Here is a 19,389-nt window from a genome sequence, read left to right on the forward strand (position 1 = left end):
CTGGGCTTTCGACTCAGGAACGCCGCAGGCGCTTGGTCTTGCGGGGAGGCGGCAGCGCGCCCTCCGCGCGCAGCCTCGCCGCGTGCTGCGCCAGCGCGTCCACCAGCGCGGGCACGTTGGCGTCCTCGGGCTGCACGTCCACCCGCAGGCCGAACTCCCGCGCGGTCTCCGCGGTCTGCGGGCCGATGCAGGCGACCAGGGTCCGGGCGTGCGGCTTGCCCGCGATGCCGACCAGGTTGCGCACGGTGGACGAGGAGGTGAAGCACACCGCGTCGAACCCGCCCGACTTGATCATCTCGCGGGTGTCGGCGGGCGGCGGGGCCGCCCGCACGGTCCGGTAGGCGGTCACGTCGTCGATCTCCCAGCCGCGCTCGCGCAGGCCCGCCGCCAGGGTCTCGGTGGCGATGTCGGCGCGGGGCAGCAGCACCCGGTCCACCGGGTCGAGGATGTCGTCGTAGGGCGGGAAGTCGGCCAGCAGGCCCTCGCTGGACTGCTCGCCGCTGGGCACCAGCTCCGGGATGATGCCGAAGCCGCGCACCTTCGCCGCGGTCGACTCGCCGACGCAGGCGATCTTCACCCCGGAGAACGCCCGCGCGTCCAGGCCGAACTCGCGGAACTTCTCCCACACCGCGCGCACCGCGTTGGTGGAGGTGAACACCACCCACTGGTAGCGGCCGTCGACCAGGCCCTTGACCGAGCGCTCCATCTGCGCCGGGCTGCGCGGCGGCTCGACCGAGATGGTCGGCACCTCCACCGGGATCGCGCCGTGCGAGTGCAGCCGGTCGCTCATCGCGCCCGCCTGCTCCTTGGTGCGCGGCACCAGCACGCGCCAGCCGTACAGGGCGCGCGACTCCCACCAGGACAGCTTGGTCCGGCCCGCGACGGCGCTGCCGACGGTGACCACCAGCGGGCCGCCCAGCTCGCCCGCGTCCTGCGCCAGCGAGGCCAGCGTGGTGTCCACGGTGCGCTGGCCGAAGCCGGTGCCGTCGGCGGTCACCGCGACCGGCGTCTGCGGGGCCAGGCCGTGCTCCACCAGCGACGAGGCCGCCTCGGCGAGGTGGCCGCCGGTGGCGTGCAGCACCAGGGTGCCCGGCGCGGCGGCCAGCGCCGCCCAGTCCACCGCGCCGCGCACGTCGGCCTCGGTGTGCACGGCGCCCAGCGCCACGCCCGCGTAGGCGGGCACCGCGGTGCCCGCGGGCACGCCGGGCACCACGTCGAAGGCGATCGTGGTGCGCGAGACCGCGTGGGCCTCCTTGACCACCGAGTCCAGGGTCAGCGGGTCGCCCGCGACCAGCCGGACCACGGCGGCCCCGTTCTTGGCCTCGGCCACCAGGTCCTTCGCCACGTCGGCCGGGTCGCCGACAGCGGGGCGCACCTCGACCCCTTCGGGTACCAGCGCCACCACCTCGGCCGGTACGTCCGGGTCGGTCACCACCAGCTCCGCCTTGGCGAGCAGGTCGCGAGCCCGGACCGTGAGAAGCCCGGTGTCACCGGGGCCGGAGCCCACGAAGGCGACGCGGCCGGGGGTCTTGCGCACGCGGGTCATCAGGGCACTCCCCATCAACTACGCCCCTCCGACCGCGCGGGGGCGAGGCCGGAGAGGTCGAGCAACTCGGCGGCCAGCGCGCGGCCGAGTTCCTCTGCTGCGGTCAAGTCACCGGTGGCGGACGCCCGGAGGAGGTCGCCGTCCTCCGTCGCCATGACCCCGCGCAGGGACAGGCGCAGCACGACCGCGCCGTCGTCGTCGAGGTCTTCCACCACATCGGCCAGTGCGCCGACCGGCGCGCTGCAGCCCGCTTCCAGCGCGGCCAGCATGGCGCGCTCGGCGGCTACCGCGGCCCGACTGGCCGAGTCGTCAAGAACGGACTGCAGCAGGTGCTCGGTGTCGACGTCGTCGACCCGGCACTCCACCGCCAAGGCGCCCTGCGCGGGCGCGGGGAGCATCTGGATCGGGTCCAGGGTCTCGGTGATCTCCTCGGTGCGACCCAGCCGGGCGATGCCCGCGCGGGCCAGCACCACCGCGTCCAGCTCGCCGTCGCGGACCTTGCGGATGCGGGAGTCCACGTTGCCGCGCAGCGGCACCAGCTCGATGCCCAGCCCGAGCGCCGCCAGCTGCGCCACCCGGCGCGGCGCGCCGGTGCCCACCCGCGAGCCCGGCGGCAGCTCGCCCAGGGTCAGCCCGTCGCGGGCGATCAGCGCGTCTCGCGGGTCCTCCCTCGGCGGCACCGCGGCCAGCGACAGCCGCGGGTCCGGGGCGGTGGGCAGGTCCTTGTAGGAGTGGACGGCGACGTCCACCTCGCCGCCTGCCAGCGCGTCGCGCAGGGCGGAGGTGAACACCCCGATCCCGATCTCGGCGATGGGCGCGTGCGAGCGGTCGCCGGGCGTGGCGATCGTGACGATCTCCACTTCGGCGCCCGCCGCGCGCAGCGCGTCGGCCACGTGACCGGTCTGCGTCAGCGCCAGCGCGCTGCCGCGGGTGCCGATCCTGAGGGTGCGGTTCACCGCTTGTCACCTTCGGGTTGAGTCAGAGGGGGAATGCCGGTGGCGGGCGCGCTCACGGCGGTGGGCGCCTGCGGGTCGAGGCCGAACAGCTCGCGCAGCGCCTCGGCGTAGCCCGCGCCGCCCGGCGCGGCGGCCAGCTGCTTGACCCGCACGGTCGGCGTGTGCAGCAGCTTGTCCACCACCCGCCGCACGGTGTTGGCCAGCTCGTCGCGCACCGCGGCGTCCAGCTCGGGCAGCCGCGAGTCCAGCCGCAGCAGCTCGGTGTCCACCACCTCGGCGGCGCGCTTGCGCAGCGCGGTGACGGTCGGGGTGACCTCGGCCGAGCGCTGCCCGGCCAGGTAGCCGCGCACCTCCTCAGCCACGATCTCCGCCGCGCGCGCGGCGTCCTGCCCGGTGGGGGCGTCGGACAGCCTGCGCTGCAGGGTCTCCAGGTCCACCACGCGCACGCCCGCGAGCAGCGCGGCGGCCGGGTCCACGTCCTTGGGCAGGCCCAGGTCGCAGACCACCAGCGGGCGGTCCGGGGCGCGGTCGCCGATCAGCTCCGCGCCGACCACGGTGTCCACCGAGCCGGTGCACGCGAACAGCACGTCCGCGCGCTCGACCTCGTCGGCCAGCACGTCCAGGCCCACCGACCGGGCGGGCACGCCGTCGGCGCGCAGCGCGGCGGCCAGCCGGGCGCCGTTGCTCGCGGTGCGGTTGGCGATCACCACCTCGCCGATGCCCGCGCGGCGCAGGTGCGCCACGGCCAGCCCGCCCATCGAGCCCGCGCCGACGACCAGCGCGCGGCGGCCGGTCAGGCCGCCGAGGGCGCGCTCGGCGTCGGCCAGCGCCTCGGACACCACCGACGCGCCCGCGTGGTCGATGCCGGTGTCGGTGTGCACCCGCTTGCCGACCCGCAGCGCCTGCTGGACCAGCTCGTGCAGGGTGCGGCCGACCACGCCGGCGGCGTCCGCGGCGGCGTAGGCCGACCGCAGCTGGCCGAGGATCTGCGCCTCGCCGACCACCATCGAGTCCAGCCCGCCCGCGACGGAGAACAGGTGCTCGACCGCGGCGGCGGCGTAGTGCACGTACAGGTGCTCGTGCAGCTCGGCGGGCTCCGCGCCCGCCTGGCGCGCGAGCACCTCGACGACTTCGTTGACACCGCCGTGGAAGGTCTCGACGACGGCGTAGACCTCGACCCGGTTGCAGGTCGACAGCAGCACGGCCTCGGAGACGCTCGGGGCGGACAGCAGCTGGTCGAGCACCTTGCCGAGGTCGGCCTCGGCGACGGCGGCGCGCTCCAGCACGGGGACCGGTGTGGTGCGGTGGGACAGACCGACGGCGAGCAGGCTCATGCCGGCACCACGCCCCACTCCACTACCCGCACGATCACGGGCGAATCACCACCCCGTCCACGCCGACTCCGTTGACCACTTCCCCGGCGGCCTCGTCAGCCCGTCGCGCGACGTGGAACGACAGGATCTGCATCTCGACCGCCAGGTCGACCTTGCGCACCTCGACGTTGTCCGGGACCTGGAGGACGACGGGTGCGAAGTTCAGGATGCACTGGACTCCGGCGGATACCAAACGGTCGCAGACGGCCTGCGCCGCCTGCGGGGGCGTGGCGATGACGCCGATGGAGACCTCGCGCTCGGCGCAGACGGTCGCGATGTCGTCGATGTGGTTGACGGGTATGCCGCCTACCGGCACTCCGGTGAGGTCGGGGTCGATGTCGAACAGCGCGGCGACCGGGAAACCCCGGCTGGGGAAGCCGCCGTAGTTGGCCAGCGCGTGACCAAGATTACCGATCCCGACCACCGCGACGCTGTGCTTGCGGGTGAGCCCGAGGATGCGCTCGATGTGGCTCACGAGCACCTCGACGTCGTAGCCGACGCCCCTGGTGCCGTACGAGCCGATGTAGGACAGGTCCTTGCGCAGCTTGGCCGAGTTGACCCCGGCGGCGCTGGAGAGCTCCTCGCTGGAGATGGTGGTCACGCCCTGGTCGACCATGCCCGACAGCACGCGCAGGTAGACCGCGAGCCGGGCGACCGCCGCCTCGGGGATGGCGCGGGCGCGCTCCCGGACCTCCGCGTCCGCGGGGTTCCTGGGAGTGGCCACCACCGCGTCACCCTCGCCCCGCTGAGCCGCCACGCTGGTACTCCTCGACGTTCGCCGCACTTGACCGCCGGGTGCCGCCACCAGCGGAGTGATGCGCCCACCGTACCGCTTGTGAACGCTTGCACAAAGTCGGCGGAATTCCACCGGGGCGCTCCAGTGGGACGGAACTCACCTTCGGGTGAATCCCGCCACGCGGCGGGTTCACGCCACCGTGAAGAACACCGAGTGCCACCCGGTCGCCCCGTCCGGCACGGGCGCCAGCCGGGCCTGCGGCTGCGTGCGCCCGGCGCGGTCGGTGGCCCGCACCTCGACGGTGTGGCCGCCCGGCGGCAGGTCCAGCTCGACCCGCCACATCCGCCACGTCGACCCGCTGACCTCGGCGGACAGCTCCGCGACCCGCCACGGGCCACCGTCCGCGCGGACCTCCACCCCGGCCACCCCGTGCGGCTGCGCCCACGCCACCCCGGCCACCACCGGCCTGGCCCCGACGGTCGACCGGTGGCGCGGGCTGTCGATCCGGGACATGGTCTTGACCGGGGCCCGCTCCGCCCAGCCGCGCTCCAGCCAGTAGGCGCGCCTGGCGGCGAACGTGGTCAGCTCCAGGTCCACCACCCACTTGGTGGCCGAGACGTAGCCGTAGAGGCCGGGGACGACCAGGCGGGCCGGGAAGCCGTGCTCCACCGGCAGCGGCTCGCCGTTCATGCCCAGCGCGATCAGCGCGCCCCGGTCCGGCTCCAGCACCACGTCCACCGGGGTGCCCGCGGTCCAGCCGTCGGAGCTGGTGGACAGCAGCTGGTCGGCGCCGGGCCGCACACCCGCCTCCAGCAGCACGTCGCGCAGCGGCACGCCGACGAAGTCCGCCGTGGAGACGTAGGGGCCGCCGACCTCGTTGGAGACGCAGGTCATGGTGACGGTGCGCTCGACCAGGTCCCGTTCGCGCAGGTCCCGGTAGCTCAGCCGGAGCTCCCGCTCGACCATGCCGTGCACCCTCAGCGACCAGTCCTCGGCGCGCAGCCGGGGCACGCTCAGCGCGGTGTCGATGCGGTAGAAGTCGGCGTTCGGGGTGATGAACGTCGGGGTGCCGTCGGCGGCGAAGTCCGCGCCCGCCGGGATGGCGGGGGCCGGTCGGGCGGGGGTCAGCTCGCCCACGGCGCGGCGGGACGCCTCCACGTCCACCCGGCCGCCCACGAGTTGGCCCGCCACCCCGGCCGCCGCGGCGGCGCCGGCGGTGATCAGGAACCCGCGCCGGGCGTCGTCGGGCGGTGTGCTCCCGCGCGTGGCCAGGCCGTGCAGCAGGCGGAAGGCGAACACGCCGACCAGCAGGCTCGCGGCCGGTGCCAGGACACCCAGTTGCCCCAGGTCGGGGCGGCTGAGGACGGCCACGACGCCGAGCGCGCCCAGCACCACCGCGACCACCGTGCCCGGCAGGGGGCTGCGGCGCGACAGCAGCCCGGCGGCGGCCGCCGACGCGGCCAGGACCACCGCCATGCCCAGCAGCAGCACCAGCTTGTCGTGGGTGCCGAAGGCGCTGATCGCGAAGTCCTTCACCGCCTGCGGCGTGAGGTCGATCGCGGCGTCGCCCACCGCCAGGTACGGCGAGGCGGACGGGCCGACGAGAGCCGCCACCAGGTGACCGGCCGCGAGGGCGGCGGCCAGGCCGAGCAGTCCGACGAGGGCGGCGGTCCAGCGGTTCATGCCCCCGATTCCACACCCGATCGGGTTCGGCGGACCGAACCGTAAGCACCTGGTAATCAGGCCAGGGCGGCGCGCAGCCGGTCCTCCTCGACCGACCAGTAGCCGTGCTCCTCGCCGTCCACCAGGATCACCGGCACCCGGTCGCCGTACTCGGCCCGCAGCTCCCGGTCCGAGTCGACGTCCTGGGTCTCCCAGGGCACCCCCAGCTCGCCGCAGATGCGCTCCAGGTCGGCCGCGGCCCGCTCGCACGCGTGGCAGTCGACCCTGGTGATGAGAGTGACGCGGTGACTCACCCCACCACCCTAAACCGCACCGGCAAGTACTACCCGTGGCCCACTTCCGAGCGCATGACTACTACCCGCCCCGACTGGGGTCGGCGGCTGTCACCGGGCGGGTAGTAGTTACCGGCGTCCACAGGGGGGTCGGGTAGTACTTGCAGGCGCGGGGTCAGCGCAGGAGGGCACGGGCCAGCTTGCCGGTCGGCGAGTGCGGCAGGACCTGCGCGAACTCGACCACCGCGGGCACCTTGAACTTCGCCAGCCGCTGGGCGCAGTGCTCCCGCACCCGCTCCTCGGTCAGCTCCGCGCCCTCCTCCAGCACCAGCACGACCTTCACCGCCTCGCCGGTCCGCTCGTCCGGCACGCCCACCGCCGCGACCTCGGCGACCCCGTCCAGCTCCCCCACCACCCGCTCCACCTCGTGCGGGTAGACGTTGAAGCCGTTGACGATGATCAGGTCCCCCGCCCGGTCCACCAGGTGCAGGTCGCCGTCCTCGTCGAGGTAGCCCACGTCACCGGTGCGGAACCAGCCGTCCGCGTCGGGGCCGTGCGCCCCGTCCGGCCAGTAGCCGCTGAACAGGTTGTCGCCCTTGGCCGCCACCAGGCCGGTGCCCGGCTCGTCCTCGTCCACGTCCAGCGGCCTGCCGTCGCTGTCCACCAGGCGCACCCGCACGCCGGGCAGCGGGCGGCCCACCGACCCCGGCTTGGGCAGGCCGCCGACCAGCGTCGAGGTCAGCACCGGACCGGTCTCGGTGAGGCCGTACCCCTCGTACACGGGCAGGCCGACGGCCTGCCGCACGGCGGCCTGCACTGCGGCGGGCAGCGGGGCCGCGCCCGAGGTGAACAGGCGCACCGTGGCCAGGTCCTCGCGCAGCTTCTCGATCGGCCGGGTCAGCAGCGCCCGGTACATCGGCGGCACGCCCGCCAGCGCGGTCACCCGGTGCTCGCGGACGGCGTCCAGCGCCGCGTCCGGGTCGAAGCGCTCCAGCAGCACCGCCGTCGCGCCCGCGCCCGCCACCTGGAACAGGCCCGGCCCCAGCCCGTAGACGTGGAACAGCGGCAGCGCCAGCAGCACCCGGTCGCCCGCCGTGACCGGCGCGGGGCGCAGCGCCGCGCACTGGGCCACGTTGGCCAGCAGGGCCCGGTGCGACAGCATCACCCCGCGCGGGACGCCCGAGGTGCCGGAGGTGTAGCTGAGCACGGCCAGGTCCTCACCCCCGGTGACCGCCTCGAACGGCTCCCCGCCCGCCTCACCGGGAGCCAACGCCGGGGCGGGCAGCGTGTCGACATCCGCACCGCCACCGTCGCCGACGAGCAGCCGCGCGCCGCTGTCGGCCAGCAGCCGCCCCAGTTCCCGCTCGGGCTGACCGGGCCCGGCGGGCACCAGCACGCCGCCCGCGCGCAGCACGCCGAACACGGCCGCGCAGAACTCCGGGCCGGTGGGCAGCCGCACCACGACCCGGTCGCCGGGGCGCAGGCCCGCCGCGGTCAGCCTGCGCGCCTCGGCGTCCGCCGCCGCGTCCAGCTCCGACCAGGTGAAGCTCGTCCGTGTGGCGACGTCCACCAGCGCGACGTGCTGAGGTCCCCGGTGCGCGGAGGCGCGCACCAGGTCGGCGACGTTGCGTGCGGGAGAGGGCAAGGCGACCTCCTGGCTGACCCGGCGTACTCCCGCGCAGTCTGTCACGCGCGGACGGCGTCGGGCAGTGCGTCCGAAAGCCCGGTCGGCAGGCGGCCGGATGCCGCTACCTACTACGGAGTAACAACACGTATGCTGCCTGGACGTCGACTCTGTGGAGGTGCCGCAGGCCGATGACCGACAGGGCACGAGAGAGCACCACCCGACCCCGTCGGGGCCTCCGCGGGGTGTGGAGCACCGGAGGGCGTTCGAGCACGATCGGCAACGTGGGCAACGACGCGGCGGACGAGCCGTGGGACCTGGTCCGTGCCGCCCAGGAGGGCGACACGGACGCGTTCGGCGCGCTGTACGACAAGTACGTCGACGTCGTCTACCGGTACGTGCTGTTCCGCGTGGGCGACCGCACCCTGGCCGAGGACGTCACCAGCGAGACCTTCCTCCGCGCGCTGCGCGGCATCGGCTCCATCAGCTACCAGGGCCGCGACGTGGGCGCGTGGTTCGTCACCATCGCCCGCAACATCGTCCTGGACCACGTGAAGTCCAGCCGCTACCGGCTGGAGGTCACCACCGCCGAACCGGCCGACAACCGCGAGGTCACCAGCGGGCCGGAGCAGGAGGTGCTGACCCACGCCACCAACGAGGAACTGCTGCGCTGCGTCCGCCAACTGGGCGATGACCAGCGCGAGTGCATCACGCTGCGCTTCATCCAGGGCTTGTCCGTGGCGGAGACCGCCGCGAAGATGGGGCGCAACGAGGGCGCGATCAAGGCCCTGCAGCACAGGGCGGTGCGCCGGTTGGCCCAACTGCTGCCGCCCTGGCTGCGGTGACCGCCGTCGCACCGCCCACCCGCGTAACCCGGAGCGCACCGGTTCGTTGCTCCGGGTGAGGTCCGTTTCGAGACGGTGCGGAAATGGTGGGCAGAGGGATCACGCCACTAGGGCGCCACAGGCAGCGCGAGCAGTTCGCCCGCGCCGTGGACGCGCTGCCCGCGAACGACCCGGACCCCCGCTTCGCCGACGAGCTGGCCGTCGTGGCGCTGCTGCGGGAAGCCGCCCGCACCAGCGGCCCGGACGACGCCACCAGGGCGCGGATGCGCGAGCGCGTGCTCGGCGCGCGGGCCGCCCCGGTCGGCGAGCCCGACTCGCGCCGCGGCGGGGCGCGCGGCCGGTTGGTGGTGGCGCTGGCCGCCGCGCTGTGCCTGGTGTTCTCCCTCGCGGGCATGAGCCTGCTGCTGAGCAGGGACGCGCTGCCCGGCGACGCGCTGTACGGCGTCAAGCGCACCGCCGAGGACGCCAGCCTCGGCCTCACCTTCGGCGAGGAGTCCAAGGGCTTCAAGCGGCTGGAGTTCGCCGCGGCCCGGCTCACCGAGCTGGAGACGCTGGCGCACCGCCACCGGGGTTCCGACGGCGGCCCCGTCAGCGGCTACCTGACCGCGCTGGCCGACCACGACGCCGACGCCGCGGCGGGCTCGCGCGCCCTGACCGCGTTCGGCGTGAACTCCGACCAGCGCGCGCTGACGTCGCTGGTGGACTGGGCGGGCGCGCAGCGCGCCCGGCTCACCGACCTGCGCGACGACCTGCCCGCCCAGGCCGCCGAGCGCGCCGGGGGTTCGCTGGAGCTGCTCGACCGGATCGAGCGGCGCGCCACCGACCTGCGGGCCCGCTCGGGCTGCACCGCGATCACCTCCGGGCAGTCCGACGACATCGGCCCCCTGCCCGCCACCGGCGAGTGCACCTCGCCGCAGCCCGGCCCGACCGGCTCGGTGACCGAGCTGACCACGACCGCGCCGACCACCCAGCAGCCCCCGCCCGCCACGACCGCGGCGCCCCAGCCCACCCCGAACCCAGCCCCCGTCCCCACCCAGCCGCAGCCCACCCACCCTCAGCCCGCGCCCACCGGCACCGCGCCGGGCCTGCCGACGCTGCCGCTGCCCCTGCCCCCGATCACCTCGCTGCTGCCGCAACCGAGCACGCAGCAACCGCAGCTGCCGCTCCCGCTGCCCCTGCCCGGACTGCCCGGCCTCCGGCTCGGCGGCTGATCGCTACCCTGGTCCCATCGGACTGGCGGGAGGCGCTGGCGTGGCGGCAAGGCGTGTGGTGGAGAGCTCGGCCGAGCGGGAACGGCTCGCCGAACTGGCAGGTGAGGCCTCGGCCCGCGCCGCGTTGGCCACGTCCCCGCTGTCGGTGCCGTCCGACCTCACCGCGGCCGCGTTCTTCGACGTGGACAACACCATGATGATGGGCGCGTCGATCTTCCACTTCGCCCGCGGCCTGGCCGCGCGCAAGTACTTCCGCAACTCCGACCTGGCGGGCTTCGCCTGGCAGCAGATCAAGTTCCGGGTCGGCGGCCGGGAGGACCCGCAGAGCGTCAAGGCCAGCCGCGAGCAGGCGCTGTCGTTCGTGGCGGGCCGCAGCGTGGCCGAGCTGATCAACCTCGGTGAGGAGATCTACGACGAGCTGATGGCGGACAAGATCTGGGCGGGCACCCAGGCGCTGGCCCAGATGCACCTCGACGCCGGGCAGCGGGTGTGGCTGGTCACCGCCACCCCGGTGGAGCTGGCCTCGATCATCGCCCGGCGGCTCGGCCTGACCGGCGCGCTGGGCACCGTGTCGGAGAGCGAGAACGGCATCTACACCGGCAGGCTGGTCGGTGACCTGCTGCACGGCAGGGCCAAGGCGCACGCGGTCCGCGCGCTGGCCGCCAAGGAGGGCCTGGACCTGCGGCGCTGCACCGCCTACTCGGACTCGGTCAACGACGTGCCGATGCTGTCGGTGGTCGGCACGGCGGTCGCGGTCAACCCGGACTCCGGCCTGCGCGAGACCGCCCGCAAGCGCGGCTGGGAGATCCGCGACTTCCGCACCGGCCGCAAGGCCGCCCGCATCGGCGTGCCCTCGGTGCTGGGCGCGGGCGCCCTGGCGGGCGCGGTGGCCCTCGGCCTCTCCTGGCGCAAGCGCTGGCTCGGCTGACCCTCTCTTCCGCGAGTCGAACGCTCAGCACCCCCGAGTTCAACGCTCAGAACAGCCACGCCCGCTCCCGGCGTCACCCACTCATGGGCGTGTTGGGCGTGTCGCGCGTTCCGACACCACGAACCGAGCGTTCACGCACCCCGACCTGCACTTTCGCGCCTTGGCCCGCGCTCTCACCCACCTCGGGCGGTACTTACCGGCCCTCACAACCCCGCCGGGTAGTACTTGCCCACGCACCAGAGACGGGGCGCGCGCGAGCGCCGTCCTTGGCGACCTGCCGCGCGGCGAGCGCACGCTCTTCCACCCTCAACGACGAACTCAGGGGTCCTGAGCGTTCGACTCGCGGAGGAGGGGTGGGGGTCAGCCGAGGAAGACGTTGCGGCGTTGGATGAGCAGGCGGTAGAGGGTCTGCTGGATGGTCTCGCGCACCTGGTCGGTCAGGTTGAACACCAGCATGGGGTCGTCGGCGGCGTGCTCGCCGTAGCCGTCGGTGGTGATCGGCTCGCCGAACTCGATGTACCACTTCGACGGCAGCGGGATGGCCCCCAGCGGCCCCAGCCACGGGAACAGCGGCGTGATCGGGAAGTAGGGGAAGCCGAACAGCCTGGCCAGCGCCTTGAGGTCGCCGATCTTGGGGTAGATCTCCTCCGCGCCCACGATCGAGCAGGGGATGATCGGAACGCCGGTGTTCAGCGCGGCGGAGACGAACCCGCCCCGGCCGAACCGCTGGAGCTTGTAGCGGTCCTTGAACGGCTTGCCGATGCCCTTGAACCCCTCCGGCCACACGCCGACCAGCTCGCCGGAGCGCAGCAGCCGCTCGGCGTCGGGGTTGCACGCCAGGGTCTGCCCGGACTTGCGGGCCAGCGCGCCCAGCACGGGGGTGCGGAACACCAGGTCCGCGCCCAGCATCCGCAGGTGCCGGTGCGCCGGGTGCTCGGCGCGCACCGCGTAGGCGGTCATCACCGAGTCCAGCGGCAGCGTGCCGGAGTGGTTGGCCACGATCAGCGCGCCGCCCTCGGCGGGCACGTGGTGCAGGCCGATGGTCTCCACCCGGAACCACTTCTCGTACAGCGGGCGCAGCGGCGGCATGATCACGTGGTCGGTCAGGTCCGGGTCGAAGCCGAACTCGTCGACCTGGTAGTCGCCCTCGATGCGCCTGCGCACGAACGCCAGCAGGTCGGCCAGCCTGCGCTCCCACTCGGCGGCGGGTGCCCCGGACTCGGACCCAGGCTCGGGGTCCGGAACGGCCCGCGGCCGGGGGCGCGACCGCTCCCCGTCCGGGCCGTGCAGCGGGATGACCCGCGCTTCCGCCACGTGCGCCTCCTCGGGGATCAGCGGAGCCGGGCGGCCAGGTCGAGCACGCCGCGCTCGACCGAGGTCACCAGCTCGGGGTCGATGACCGGGCGCATCCCGCGCCCGCTCACGTAGTCGTCGAACGCCTGCTGGGTGGTCCACCGGGGGGTGAAGCCGAAGTCGCGCTTGAGCCTGGTCGTGTCGACCACCCGGCCCCAGTTGAGGAACCGCATCTGGTCGGGCGAGAAGTCCACCAGGCGGGCGCTGCGGAACAGCCTGCCCACTCCCGGCACCGCGCCGCTGGGCACCGGCAGCGGCAGCTTGCCCGCGCGGCGGATGGCCTGGGACAGCAGCAGCACGCCGTCCGCGCCCACGTTGAACACGCCGGGCAGGTCGTGCATGGTGGCCCGCTCCAGCACGGCCAGCGCGTCCTCGGAGTGCAGCAGCTGCACGCGGGCGTCGTAGCCGAGCACGGTCGGCACCACCGGCAGGGCGAAGTACCTGGTCAGCACGCTGTCGATGCGCGGGCCGATGAAGTTGGTGAACCGCAGCGTGGTGACCGACACGTCCGGGCGGCGGCGGCAGAAGCCGCGCAGGTAGCCCTCGACCTCCACGGCGTCCTTGGCGTAGCCGCTGGAGGGCAGGTCCTTGGGGCCCATCTCCTCGGTGAACACCGCCGGGTCGCGGGAGCTGGAGCCGTACACCGCGCTGGTGGACTTGACCACCAGCTTGCGCACGTGCGGCGACTTCTGGCACGCGGCCAGCAGCTGCATCGTGCCGATGACGTTCATCTCCTTCATCGCCGTGCGGCCGGACGGGCCCGCCGGGTTGGCCGACACCGAGGCGTGCACGACCGTGTCGACGCCCGCGGTGGCGATGACCTTGGCGATGAGGGGGTTGCGGATGTCGGCGCGCACGAACTCGGCCCGGCCCATCCTGCGCCGCAGGTCGCGCGACGGCGGTTCGGTGTCCACCCCGAGCACGCGCTCGACATCGGGGTTGGCGGCGAACCGCGCGGCGAGGTGGCCGCCGAGGTAGCGGCTGCAACCGGTGACGAGGACGACCTTCGGCGCCATGCGACTCCCTGCGGGTGCTGCGACGGTTGGATGCTACCCAGCGCACCGGGTGCGCGATCGCCGGGGAACGCGGCTCCGACGCAGGTCACAGGCGTTCCACCGGGGAATCACCCGGATGGCGGGGTGAAGCAGAGCACCGCCGGTCCAGCACAGGACCGGCGGTGCGCGCCGTCAGAACCCCGCAGGGGCTACTTGCCGCGCTTGCGACGCTGGACGCGGGTCTTGCGCAGCAGCTTGCGGTGCTTCTTCTTCGACATGCGCTTGCGGCGCTTCTTGATGACCGAGCCCATGCGGGTTCCTTAGCTACTAGACAGTGGGTGCTGCTCCATGCGCCGGCGGCACACCCGTCACGAGGGCACGCCAACCCCAGGCACGAACGGCCTATGAGTTTACCCGGCTGGTCGGACCCGCCCTCACCCGGCGTCGAAGTAGGCGTTGTTCAGGTACTCCTGCACCGCCCGCTCGGGCACCCGGAACGACTTGCCCACCCGCACCGCGGCGAGCGCCTTGGAGTGCACCAGCCGGTACACCGTCATCTTCGACACGCGCATGATCAGCGCCACTTCGGCCACCGTCAGGAACTTCACCTGTGCCGGTCCGGCGCGTTCGTTCTCCTCCGCAGGCATGAGCCACCGCGTCCTTCGACACGCGTCGTGCCGTCGGCTTCCCCACCGACGGTTCGACACGCACGTGCTGCTCCGAGGGTAACGGGACCAGTGGGACTCCTGCGACGGCCAACAGCGGGATCAGTGGTCCTCATGGGCGCGTCCGAGCTCCACCGAACGGTCGCGCGCGGCCTCGATCGCGGCGAGCATCGCGGCGCGCACGCCGTGCTTCTCCAGCTCCCGGATGGCCATGATGGTGGTGCCGCCGGGCGAGGTGACCGCCTCGCGCAGGATCACCGGGTGCTGGCCGCCCTCGGCGAGCATGGCCGCCGCGCCCACCGCGGACTGGATGATCAGCTGCCCGGCCAGGTCGCGCGGGATGCCCAGCAGGATGCCCGCGTCGATCATCGCCTCGACCAGGTAGAAGAAGTAGGCGGGGCCGGAGCCGGACAGCGCGGTCACCGCGTCCTGCTGCGACTCGGGCACGCGCGCCACCTTGCCGACCGGCGACAGCAGCTCCTCCACCAGGTCCAGGTGCTCGGGGCCCGCGTGGCTGCCCGCGGACACCGCGCTCATGGCCTGGCCGACCAGCATGGGCGTGTTCGGCATCACCCGCACCACCGGGGTGCCCTCGGGCAGCCGCTTCTCGAACAGCGACGTGGGCAGCCCGGCGCACAGCGACACCACCAGGGTGCTCGGCTCGACCACCGGCGCCAGCTCGTCCAGCAGCGGCTCGATGTCCTGCGGCTTGACCGCGACCACCAGCACGTCGGCGCGCGCGGCGGCGTCGGGGACGCTCAGCCCCCGCACGCCGTACCGCTCGCTCAGCGCGGCGGCGCGCTCCGGGTGCTTCTCGGTGAACACCAGCTCGGCCGCCGGGCGGCCCCCTTGGAGGAGGCCGGACAGCAGCGCCTCACCGATCCTGCCAGCCCCCAGCACGGCGATGGTCGTCATGCGGCCAAGCCTGCCACGGGTCCGCAACCGGGAATCACCCGCGGGCGGCCGGGGTGAGGGCGAGCTGGCGGGCCTGGCAGACCAGCCTGCCCGCGGCGTCGATGACGGTGGCGTCCTCGTCGAACCACTGCCCGTGCACCGCGCTGGCCGAGACCCGCATCCGCAGCCAGCCCGGCGCCGGGTCGGCCCGCAGCAGCGCGGTCAGCTGCACCGTCGGCGACCACCCGAACCGGCCCAGGTTCATCGTCACCGGCATGGAGAGGTCCCCGGCCAGCAGCGCGAAGTACGGGTCCGGCCGCTCGCCGATCGGGCGGGCCCACAGCCGCAGCTCCAGCGGGTCGCCGACCCGGCCGGTGAGGAACCCGGCGCCGCGCGGGTCCAGCCGGACGTCGCACACCGCGCCCAGCTTGTAGACCCCGTCCGAGTGCAGCGAGGCCAGGTCGACCGCGTCGGCGGGCGGCGCGGCCTGGACGTCGGGCAGGTCCGCGTAGTGCGGCTCCTGGGACGGCATCCGGCCCACGGTCACCGAGGCTTCGACGCAGCAGCGCCCGCGCTGCTCCAGCGAGGCGGCCACCACGGTGGCCGTGCGGCCGGTCTTGCGCACCTCGGTGCGCAGCAGCACCGGCCCCACCTCCGGGGCGCGCAGGAACTGGGCGCTGACCGCCAGCGGGGCCAGGCCCTCGGCGCCGGGCATGGCCCGAGCGGCGCCGTCCACGGCGGCCCTGGCCAGGATCACCAGCAGGAAGCCGCCGTGCGGCTTGGGGCCGACGGTCCACTCGGCGGGCAGGGTGGCGGTGTAGGTGCCATCACCGAGCGGGCGCACGGCACTGGCGAGGGAGAACGACACAGGGCTCCTCAGGAACGGCGGACCGGCGGACGCGGGGAGGACGCGACGTCGGCTGGGCGCTCGGGGGCGCGCACCGGTCCGCCGACGATCCCCGCCCGGCGCGTCGCGTCGGTGCCCGCGGCGGCGAGGACCGGCGTCCGCAACGGGTTCACGGGAACGACCCTACCCGCGCCTACGCGGGCCCCGGCCGCGCGGAGTCCTTGAGCGCGTTGAGGAAGGCGGGCGAACCGTCTCCGACTCCTTGCCGTCCCAGAGGGGTCCGGTGGTGTCGCGCGGGACACCGGGACTTCAGGCGCGCAGGTGCGACCGGGCGAAGCGCAGCGACTCGGCGAGCATCTCGGCGCGGGCGGCGGCCGTGCGGGCCTTGCGGGTGTTGACCTCCAGCACCACCTGCCCCCGGAACCCGCCGCGCGCCAGGCTCTCGCACAGCCGGGCGCACGGCTGGCCGCCGCGACCGGGCACCAGGTGCTCGTCCTTGGGGGCGCCGCTGCCGTCGGCCAGGTGCACGTGGGTCAGGCCGTCGCCCATCCGCTTGGCCAGCTCCAGCGCGTCCATCGACGCGGCGGCGGTGTGCGACAGGTCCAGCGTGTAGTGCCGGTGCCCGACGTCGGTGGGGTCGATCGACGGGCGGAAGGCGGTGACCTGCACCGATCGACCACGGCCCAGCTCGCGGCGGACCGGGAACATGTTCTCCACGGCGATGGCGATGCCGCTGTCGTCCTCCAGCCGCGCCACCAGCTCGGCGAAGCCCTCGGCGTAGCGGCGCTGCCACAGGAACGGCGGGTGCAGCACCACGGTCCGCGCGCCCAGGTCGGCCGCCGCGCGCACGCTGCGGCGCAGCCGCTCGGCCGGGTCGGGCGACCAGACCCGCTGGCTGATCAGCAGGCAGGGGGCGTGCACGGCGAGCACCGGCACGCCGGTGCGCTCGGCCAGCCTGCCCAGGGCGCGCACGTCCTGGCTGACCGGGTCGGCCCACACCATGACCTCGACGCCGTCGTAGCCCAGCTCCCCGGCGACCTCGAACGCCGCGCCCGCGGGCTGCGGCCACACCGCGGCGGTGGACAGGCCGACCGGGATAGCCGGGGTCAAGACTTCACCAGCAGCATCGCCGCTGGTGACACGGTGACGATCAGGCCGACGAGCACGGCGAGCACGGTGGTCTGCAGGTCGTCCGCGCGGCGGATGCGGCGCACCAGCATGACCAGGCCCACGGTCACCGCCAGCGCCACCACCAGCGCGGCGGGCGCGAGGGTGCGCCACAGGAAGCTGAAGCCCAGCCACAGCGCGGCGCCGCCGACGACGCCGACGGCGAGCTGGCCGATCATGATCAGCCACTCGCGGCCGGGCGAGCGCTCGGCGGGTTCGTCCTCGTCGTCCTGACCGATGTCGGCCAGTCCGGCGGGCTCCTCGTCGTCCTCCAGGCGGCGCGGCGGCGGGTAGTCCTCCTCCTCGTCCTCCTCGTCGAGGTCGACGTAGGGGTGGAACTGGGTGCTCTCCCCGGCGGGCCGCTCCTCCTCCGGCTCCTCGTCCTCGCCGAACCAGTCCTCCGGGGTCTGGTCGGGCAGCGGCGCGGGCAGCGCGGGCGGGGCGGGCGGCACGATCAGCACCGACTCGGTCGGCAGCGCTTCCAGCGGCACGTTCGGGGTGAGCTGGTCGCTGATCCTCGGCAGCACCTCGGTGACCGGCTCGCGGGTGGGCGGCGGGACGGCCGGGCGCACCACGCGGGTGGCCTGGGCGGCGTCCGGGTTGAGCCTGCTCGGGTCGATGCCCACGCGGGTGGGCTCGGTCAGCGGCGAGCGCGGCGGCTCGGGCACCGGGTGCTCGCCGGAGGGCCGGTCCACCACCGGGCGGACCTGCGGCCGGGACGGCTCGCCCGCGCGGTCGTCGGTGATCGGCGGGACCACGCGGGTCTCCTCGGCCGGGTCCACCGCGGGCGCATAGGTCGTCCGCTCGGCCTCGGCGGCGCGCGACGGGCGCGTCGGCAGCGGCGGCGCGGGCGGGGTCGCCGGGGGCGGGGCCACCGGGGGCGGGGCTACCGGGGGCGGCGCGTAGGCGGTGCGCTCGGCCTCGACCTCCGCCGCCGCGCGCTTGGCCGCGCGCGCGGAGCGGGACGGCAGCGGCGGGGACGCCGAAGGGGACGCCGAGGGGGGCGTCACCGGAGGTGCCGCAGGGGGCGCCACAGGAGGCGCGGGGGGAGGCCCGGAGGGCTCCGCGGGAGGGGGTTCGTCGCGGACCGGCAGGAGCCTGCCGCTGTCCGAGTTGACCCGGTCGATGATCGCCTGCGGAGCGGTCTCCGAGACGTCCTCCGCGCGCCGGCGACGCCGACGCGGCGCCACCTCACCGGAACCCCCGCCGTATTGGGCGAGCAACTCCGCGACGGTGCGCTGGGTCTGCTCCGACTCGCTTTCTCGACTCATCAACTCCACCGTGCCCCGTGGCGGCCAGTCCGTCCAGTGTCACCCGACCGCTCGGAGGCAGTGTTAGGGGTGCTGTGATCCGGGCCATCAGTGTGGTCCAGACGACGCAGGATGACACCTTCCCGGAGGGCCCAAGGGCAAATCTCCAGCTCACCGAGTGACAGGGCTCGCATCGTGGCCTCCGCCACCAGGGCGCCCGCCACGAGCTGGGGCGCCCTGGCCGGGCTGACCCCCTCCAGCTCGGCCAGGTCGGCGGAGGGCATCCGCGAGATGAACGCGATCAGCTGGCGCAGCCCCGCGGCGGTGAGCACCCGGCGGGCGCGCGGCCCGGCCGAGGACGGCGCGGCGCCGGTGAGGCGGGCCAGCGTGCGGAAGGTCTTCGAGGTCCCCACCACCCGGTCCGGGGTGCCGTCGCGGCGGAACCGCTGGACCACCGGGGCGAGCTGCTCGTCCAGCCACTCGGCGGTGGCGCGCACCTCGGCGCGGCCGGGCGGGTCCGCGCGGAACCGGGTGCGGGTCACCCGGCCCGCGCCCAGCGGCACCGACGCGGCCAGCTCGGGCACCTCGTCCACGCCCGTGGCCAGCTCCAGCGACCCGCCGCCGATGTCCAGGCACAGCAGCCTGCCCGCCGACCAGCCGTACCAGCGGCGGGCGGCCAGGAACGTGTAGCGGGCCTCGTCCTCGCCGCTGAGCACCCGCAGGTCCACGCCGGTCTCGGCGCGCACCCGCCCCAGCACCTCGGCGGAGTTGGCCGCCTCGCGCACCGCCGAGGTGGCGAAGGCCATGAGCTCCTCGCACTCCAGCTCCACCGACGCGGCCTTGGCCGCGGCGACCGCGCGGACCAGCTGGTCCGCGCCCGCGCGGCTCAGCCGCCCCTGCCCGTCCAGCTGCTCGGCCAGCCGCAGCACGGTCTTGTCCGAGCTGGCGGGCGTGGGGTGGGCACCCCGATGGGCGTCCACCACCAGTAGGTGGACGGTGTTGGACCCGACATCAAGCACCCCTAGGCGCACGCGGTGCACCGTA

General features: G+C 74.5%; 20 protein-coding genes. 3 read left to right on the forward strand and 17 right to left on the reverse strand.

Features of this window, described 5'->3' with window-relative positions; translation table 11 throughout:
* Positions 1-13: 13 nt before the first annotated feature.
* The 7 genes from JOF41_RS28385 to JOF41_RS28415 all read right to left on the reverse strand — a co-directional run bounded on the left by JOF41_RS28385 (position 14) and on the right by JOF41_RS28415 (position 8,211).
* Positions 14-1,546, reverse strand: a complete 1,533-nt coding sequence (locus JOF41_RS28385) for a bifunctional uroporphyrinogen-III C-methyltransferase/uroporphyrinogen-III synthase (RefSeq protein ID WP_189224036.1) — start codon at positions 1,544-1,546, stop codon at positions 14-16.
* A 14-nt stretch (positions 1,547-1,560) separates the two neighbouring features.
* Positions 1,561-2,502: a hydroxymethylbilane synthase gene (hemC, locus tag JOF41_RS28390; protein ID WP_189224035.1), complete on the reverse strand. Its 942-nt coding sequence runs from the start codon at positions 2,500-2,502 to the stop codon at positions 1,561-1,563.
* On the reverse strand, positions 2,499-3,836 hold the full coding sequence (locus JOF41_RS28395) for a glutamyl-tRNA reductase (RefSeq protein ID WP_189224034.1): 1,338 nt from the start codon (positions 3,834-3,836) through the stop codon (positions 2,499-2,501). Before JOF41_RS28395 ends, hemC begins: the two co-directional genes overlap by 4 nt.
* 34 nt (positions 3,837-3,870) lie before the next feature.
* Positions 3,871-4,602 (reverse strand): redox-sensing transcriptional repressor Rex, encoded by a 732-nt coding sequence (locus tag JOF41_RS28400; RefSeq protein ID WP_229795838.1) that lies wholly within the window; start codon positions 4,600-4,602, stop codon positions 3,871-3,873.
* Between the two features lie 198 nt (positions 4,603-4,800).
* On the reverse strand, positions 4,801-6,294 hold the full coding sequence (locus tag JOF41_RS28405; RefSeq protein WP_209623134.1) for a molybdopterin-dependent oxidoreductase: 1,494 nt from the start codon (positions 6,292-6,294) through the stop codon (positions 4,801-4,803).
* Between the two features lie 56 nt (positions 6,295-6,350).
* Entirely contained in the window at positions 6,351-6,587 is a 237-nt protein-coding gene (locus JOF41_RS28410) for a glutaredoxin family protein (protein ID WP_189224031.1), read from the reverse strand.
* A gap of 154 nt (positions 6,588-6,741) precedes the next feature.
* On the reverse strand, positions 6,742-8,211 hold the full coding sequence (locus JOF41_RS28415; RefSeq protein WP_189224030.1) for an AMP-binding protein: 1,470 nt from the start codon (positions 8,209-8,211) through the stop codon (positions 6,742-6,744).
* 170 nt (positions 8,212-8,381) lie between these two features.
* Here JOF41_RS28415 and JOF41_RS28420 point away from each other — a divergent pair, with 170 nt between their 5' ends.
* From JOF41_RS28420 to JOF41_RS28430, 3 genes are all read left to right on the forward strand, one after another.
* A complete protein-coding gene (locus JOF41_RS28420; protein WP_189224029.1) occupies positions 8,382-9,035 on the forward strand; it encodes a sigma-70 family RNA polymerase sigma factor in 654 nt (217 codons plus the stop codon).
* Positions 9,036-9,118: 83 nt separating this feature from the next.
* On the forward strand, positions 9,119-10,246 hold the full coding sequence (locus tag JOF41_RS28425; protein WP_209623136.1) for a DUF5667 domain-containing protein: 1,128 nt from the start codon (positions 9,119-9,121) through the stop codon (positions 10,244-10,246).
* A 40-nt stretch (positions 10,247-10,286) separates the two neighbouring features.
* A complete protein-coding gene (locus JOF41_RS28430; RefSeq protein WP_189224027.1) occupies positions 10,287-11,174 on the forward strand; it encodes an HAD family hydrolase in 888 nt (295 codons plus the stop codon).
* 360 nt (positions 11,175-11,534) lie between these two features.
* Here the strand turns inward: JOF41_RS28430 and JOF41_RS28435 are convergent, their stop codons facing one another.
* From JOF41_RS28435 to JOF41_RS28480, 10 genes are all read right to left on the reverse strand, one after another.
* Positions 11,535-12,488, reverse strand: a complete 954-nt coding sequence (locus JOF41_RS28435) for a lysophospholipid acyltransferase family protein (RefSeq protein WP_307867552.1) — start codon at positions 12,486-12,488, stop codon at positions 11,535-11,537.
* 17 nt (positions 12,489-12,505) lie between these two features.
* Positions 12,506-13,543: an NAD-dependent epimerase/dehydratase family protein gene (locus JOF41_RS28440; protein ID WP_189224026.1), complete on the reverse strand. Its 1,038-nt coding sequence runs from the start codon at positions 13,541-13,543 to the stop codon at positions 12,506-12,508.
* Positions 13,544-13,731: 188 nt separating this feature from the next.
* Positions 13,732-13,833, reverse strand: coding sequence for a 30S ribosomal protein bS22 (locus tag JOF41_RS28445; RefSeq protein ID WP_015105422.1), 102 nt, complete (start codon positions 13,831-13,833; stop codon positions 13,732-13,734).
* Between the two features lie 123 nt (positions 13,834-13,956).
* Positions 13,957-14,169 carry a helix-turn-helix domain-containing protein gene (locus JOF41_RS28450; protein ID WP_189224025.1) on the reverse strand — a complete coding sequence of 71 codons (213 nt, stop codon included), beginning with the start codon at positions 14,167-14,169 and terminating at the stop codon, positions 13,957-13,959.
* 120 nt (positions 14,170-14,289) lie between these two features.
* A complete protein-coding gene (gene proC, locus JOF41_RS28455) occupies positions 14,290-15,102 on the reverse strand; it encodes a pyrroline-5-carboxylate reductase (RefSeq protein WP_209623138.1) in 813 nt (270 codons plus the stop codon).
* A 34-nt stretch (positions 15,103-15,136) separates the two neighbouring features.
* On the reverse strand, positions 15,137-15,949 hold the full coding sequence (locus JOF41_RS28460; RefSeq protein WP_209623140.1) for a thioesterase family protein: 813 nt from the start codon (positions 15,947-15,949) through the stop codon (positions 15,137-15,139).
* Between the two features lie 8 nt (positions 15,950-15,957).
* The gene (locus tag JOF41_RS28465) at positions 15,958-16,101 is read right to left on the reverse strand and encodes a hypothetical protein (RefSeq protein ID WP_209623142.1); all 144 of its coding nucleotides are present in this window, start codon (positions 16,099-16,101) and stop codon (positions 15,958-15,960) included.
* A gap of 136 nt (positions 16,102-16,237) precedes the next feature.
* Positions 16,238-17,038, reverse strand: a complete 801-nt coding sequence (locus JOF41_RS28470; RefSeq protein ID WP_189224021.1) for a sugar phosphate isomerase/epimerase family protein — start codon at positions 17,036-17,038, stop codon at positions 16,238-16,240.
* Entirely contained in the window at positions 17,035-18,366 is a 1,332-nt protein-coding gene (locus JOF41_RS28475) for an Rv0497 family membrane protein (protein WP_209623144.1), read from the reverse strand. Before JOF41_RS28475 ends, JOF41_RS28470 begins: the two co-directional genes overlap by 4 nt.
* A complete protein-coding gene (locus tag JOF41_RS28480) occupies positions 18,366-19,376 on the reverse strand; it encodes a Ppx/GppA family phosphatase (RefSeq protein ID WP_209623146.1) in 1,011 nt (336 codons plus the stop codon). Before JOF41_RS28480 ends, JOF41_RS28475 begins: the two co-directional genes overlap by 1 nt.
* Positions 19,377-19,389: the final 13 nt, after the last annotated feature.

The organism is Saccharothrix coeruleofusca, assembly GCF_017876325.1.
GTDB classification, from domain to species: domain Bacteria; phylum Actinomycetota; class Actinomycetes; order Mycobacteriales; family Pseudonocardiaceae; genus Actinosynnema; species Actinosynnema coeruleofuscum.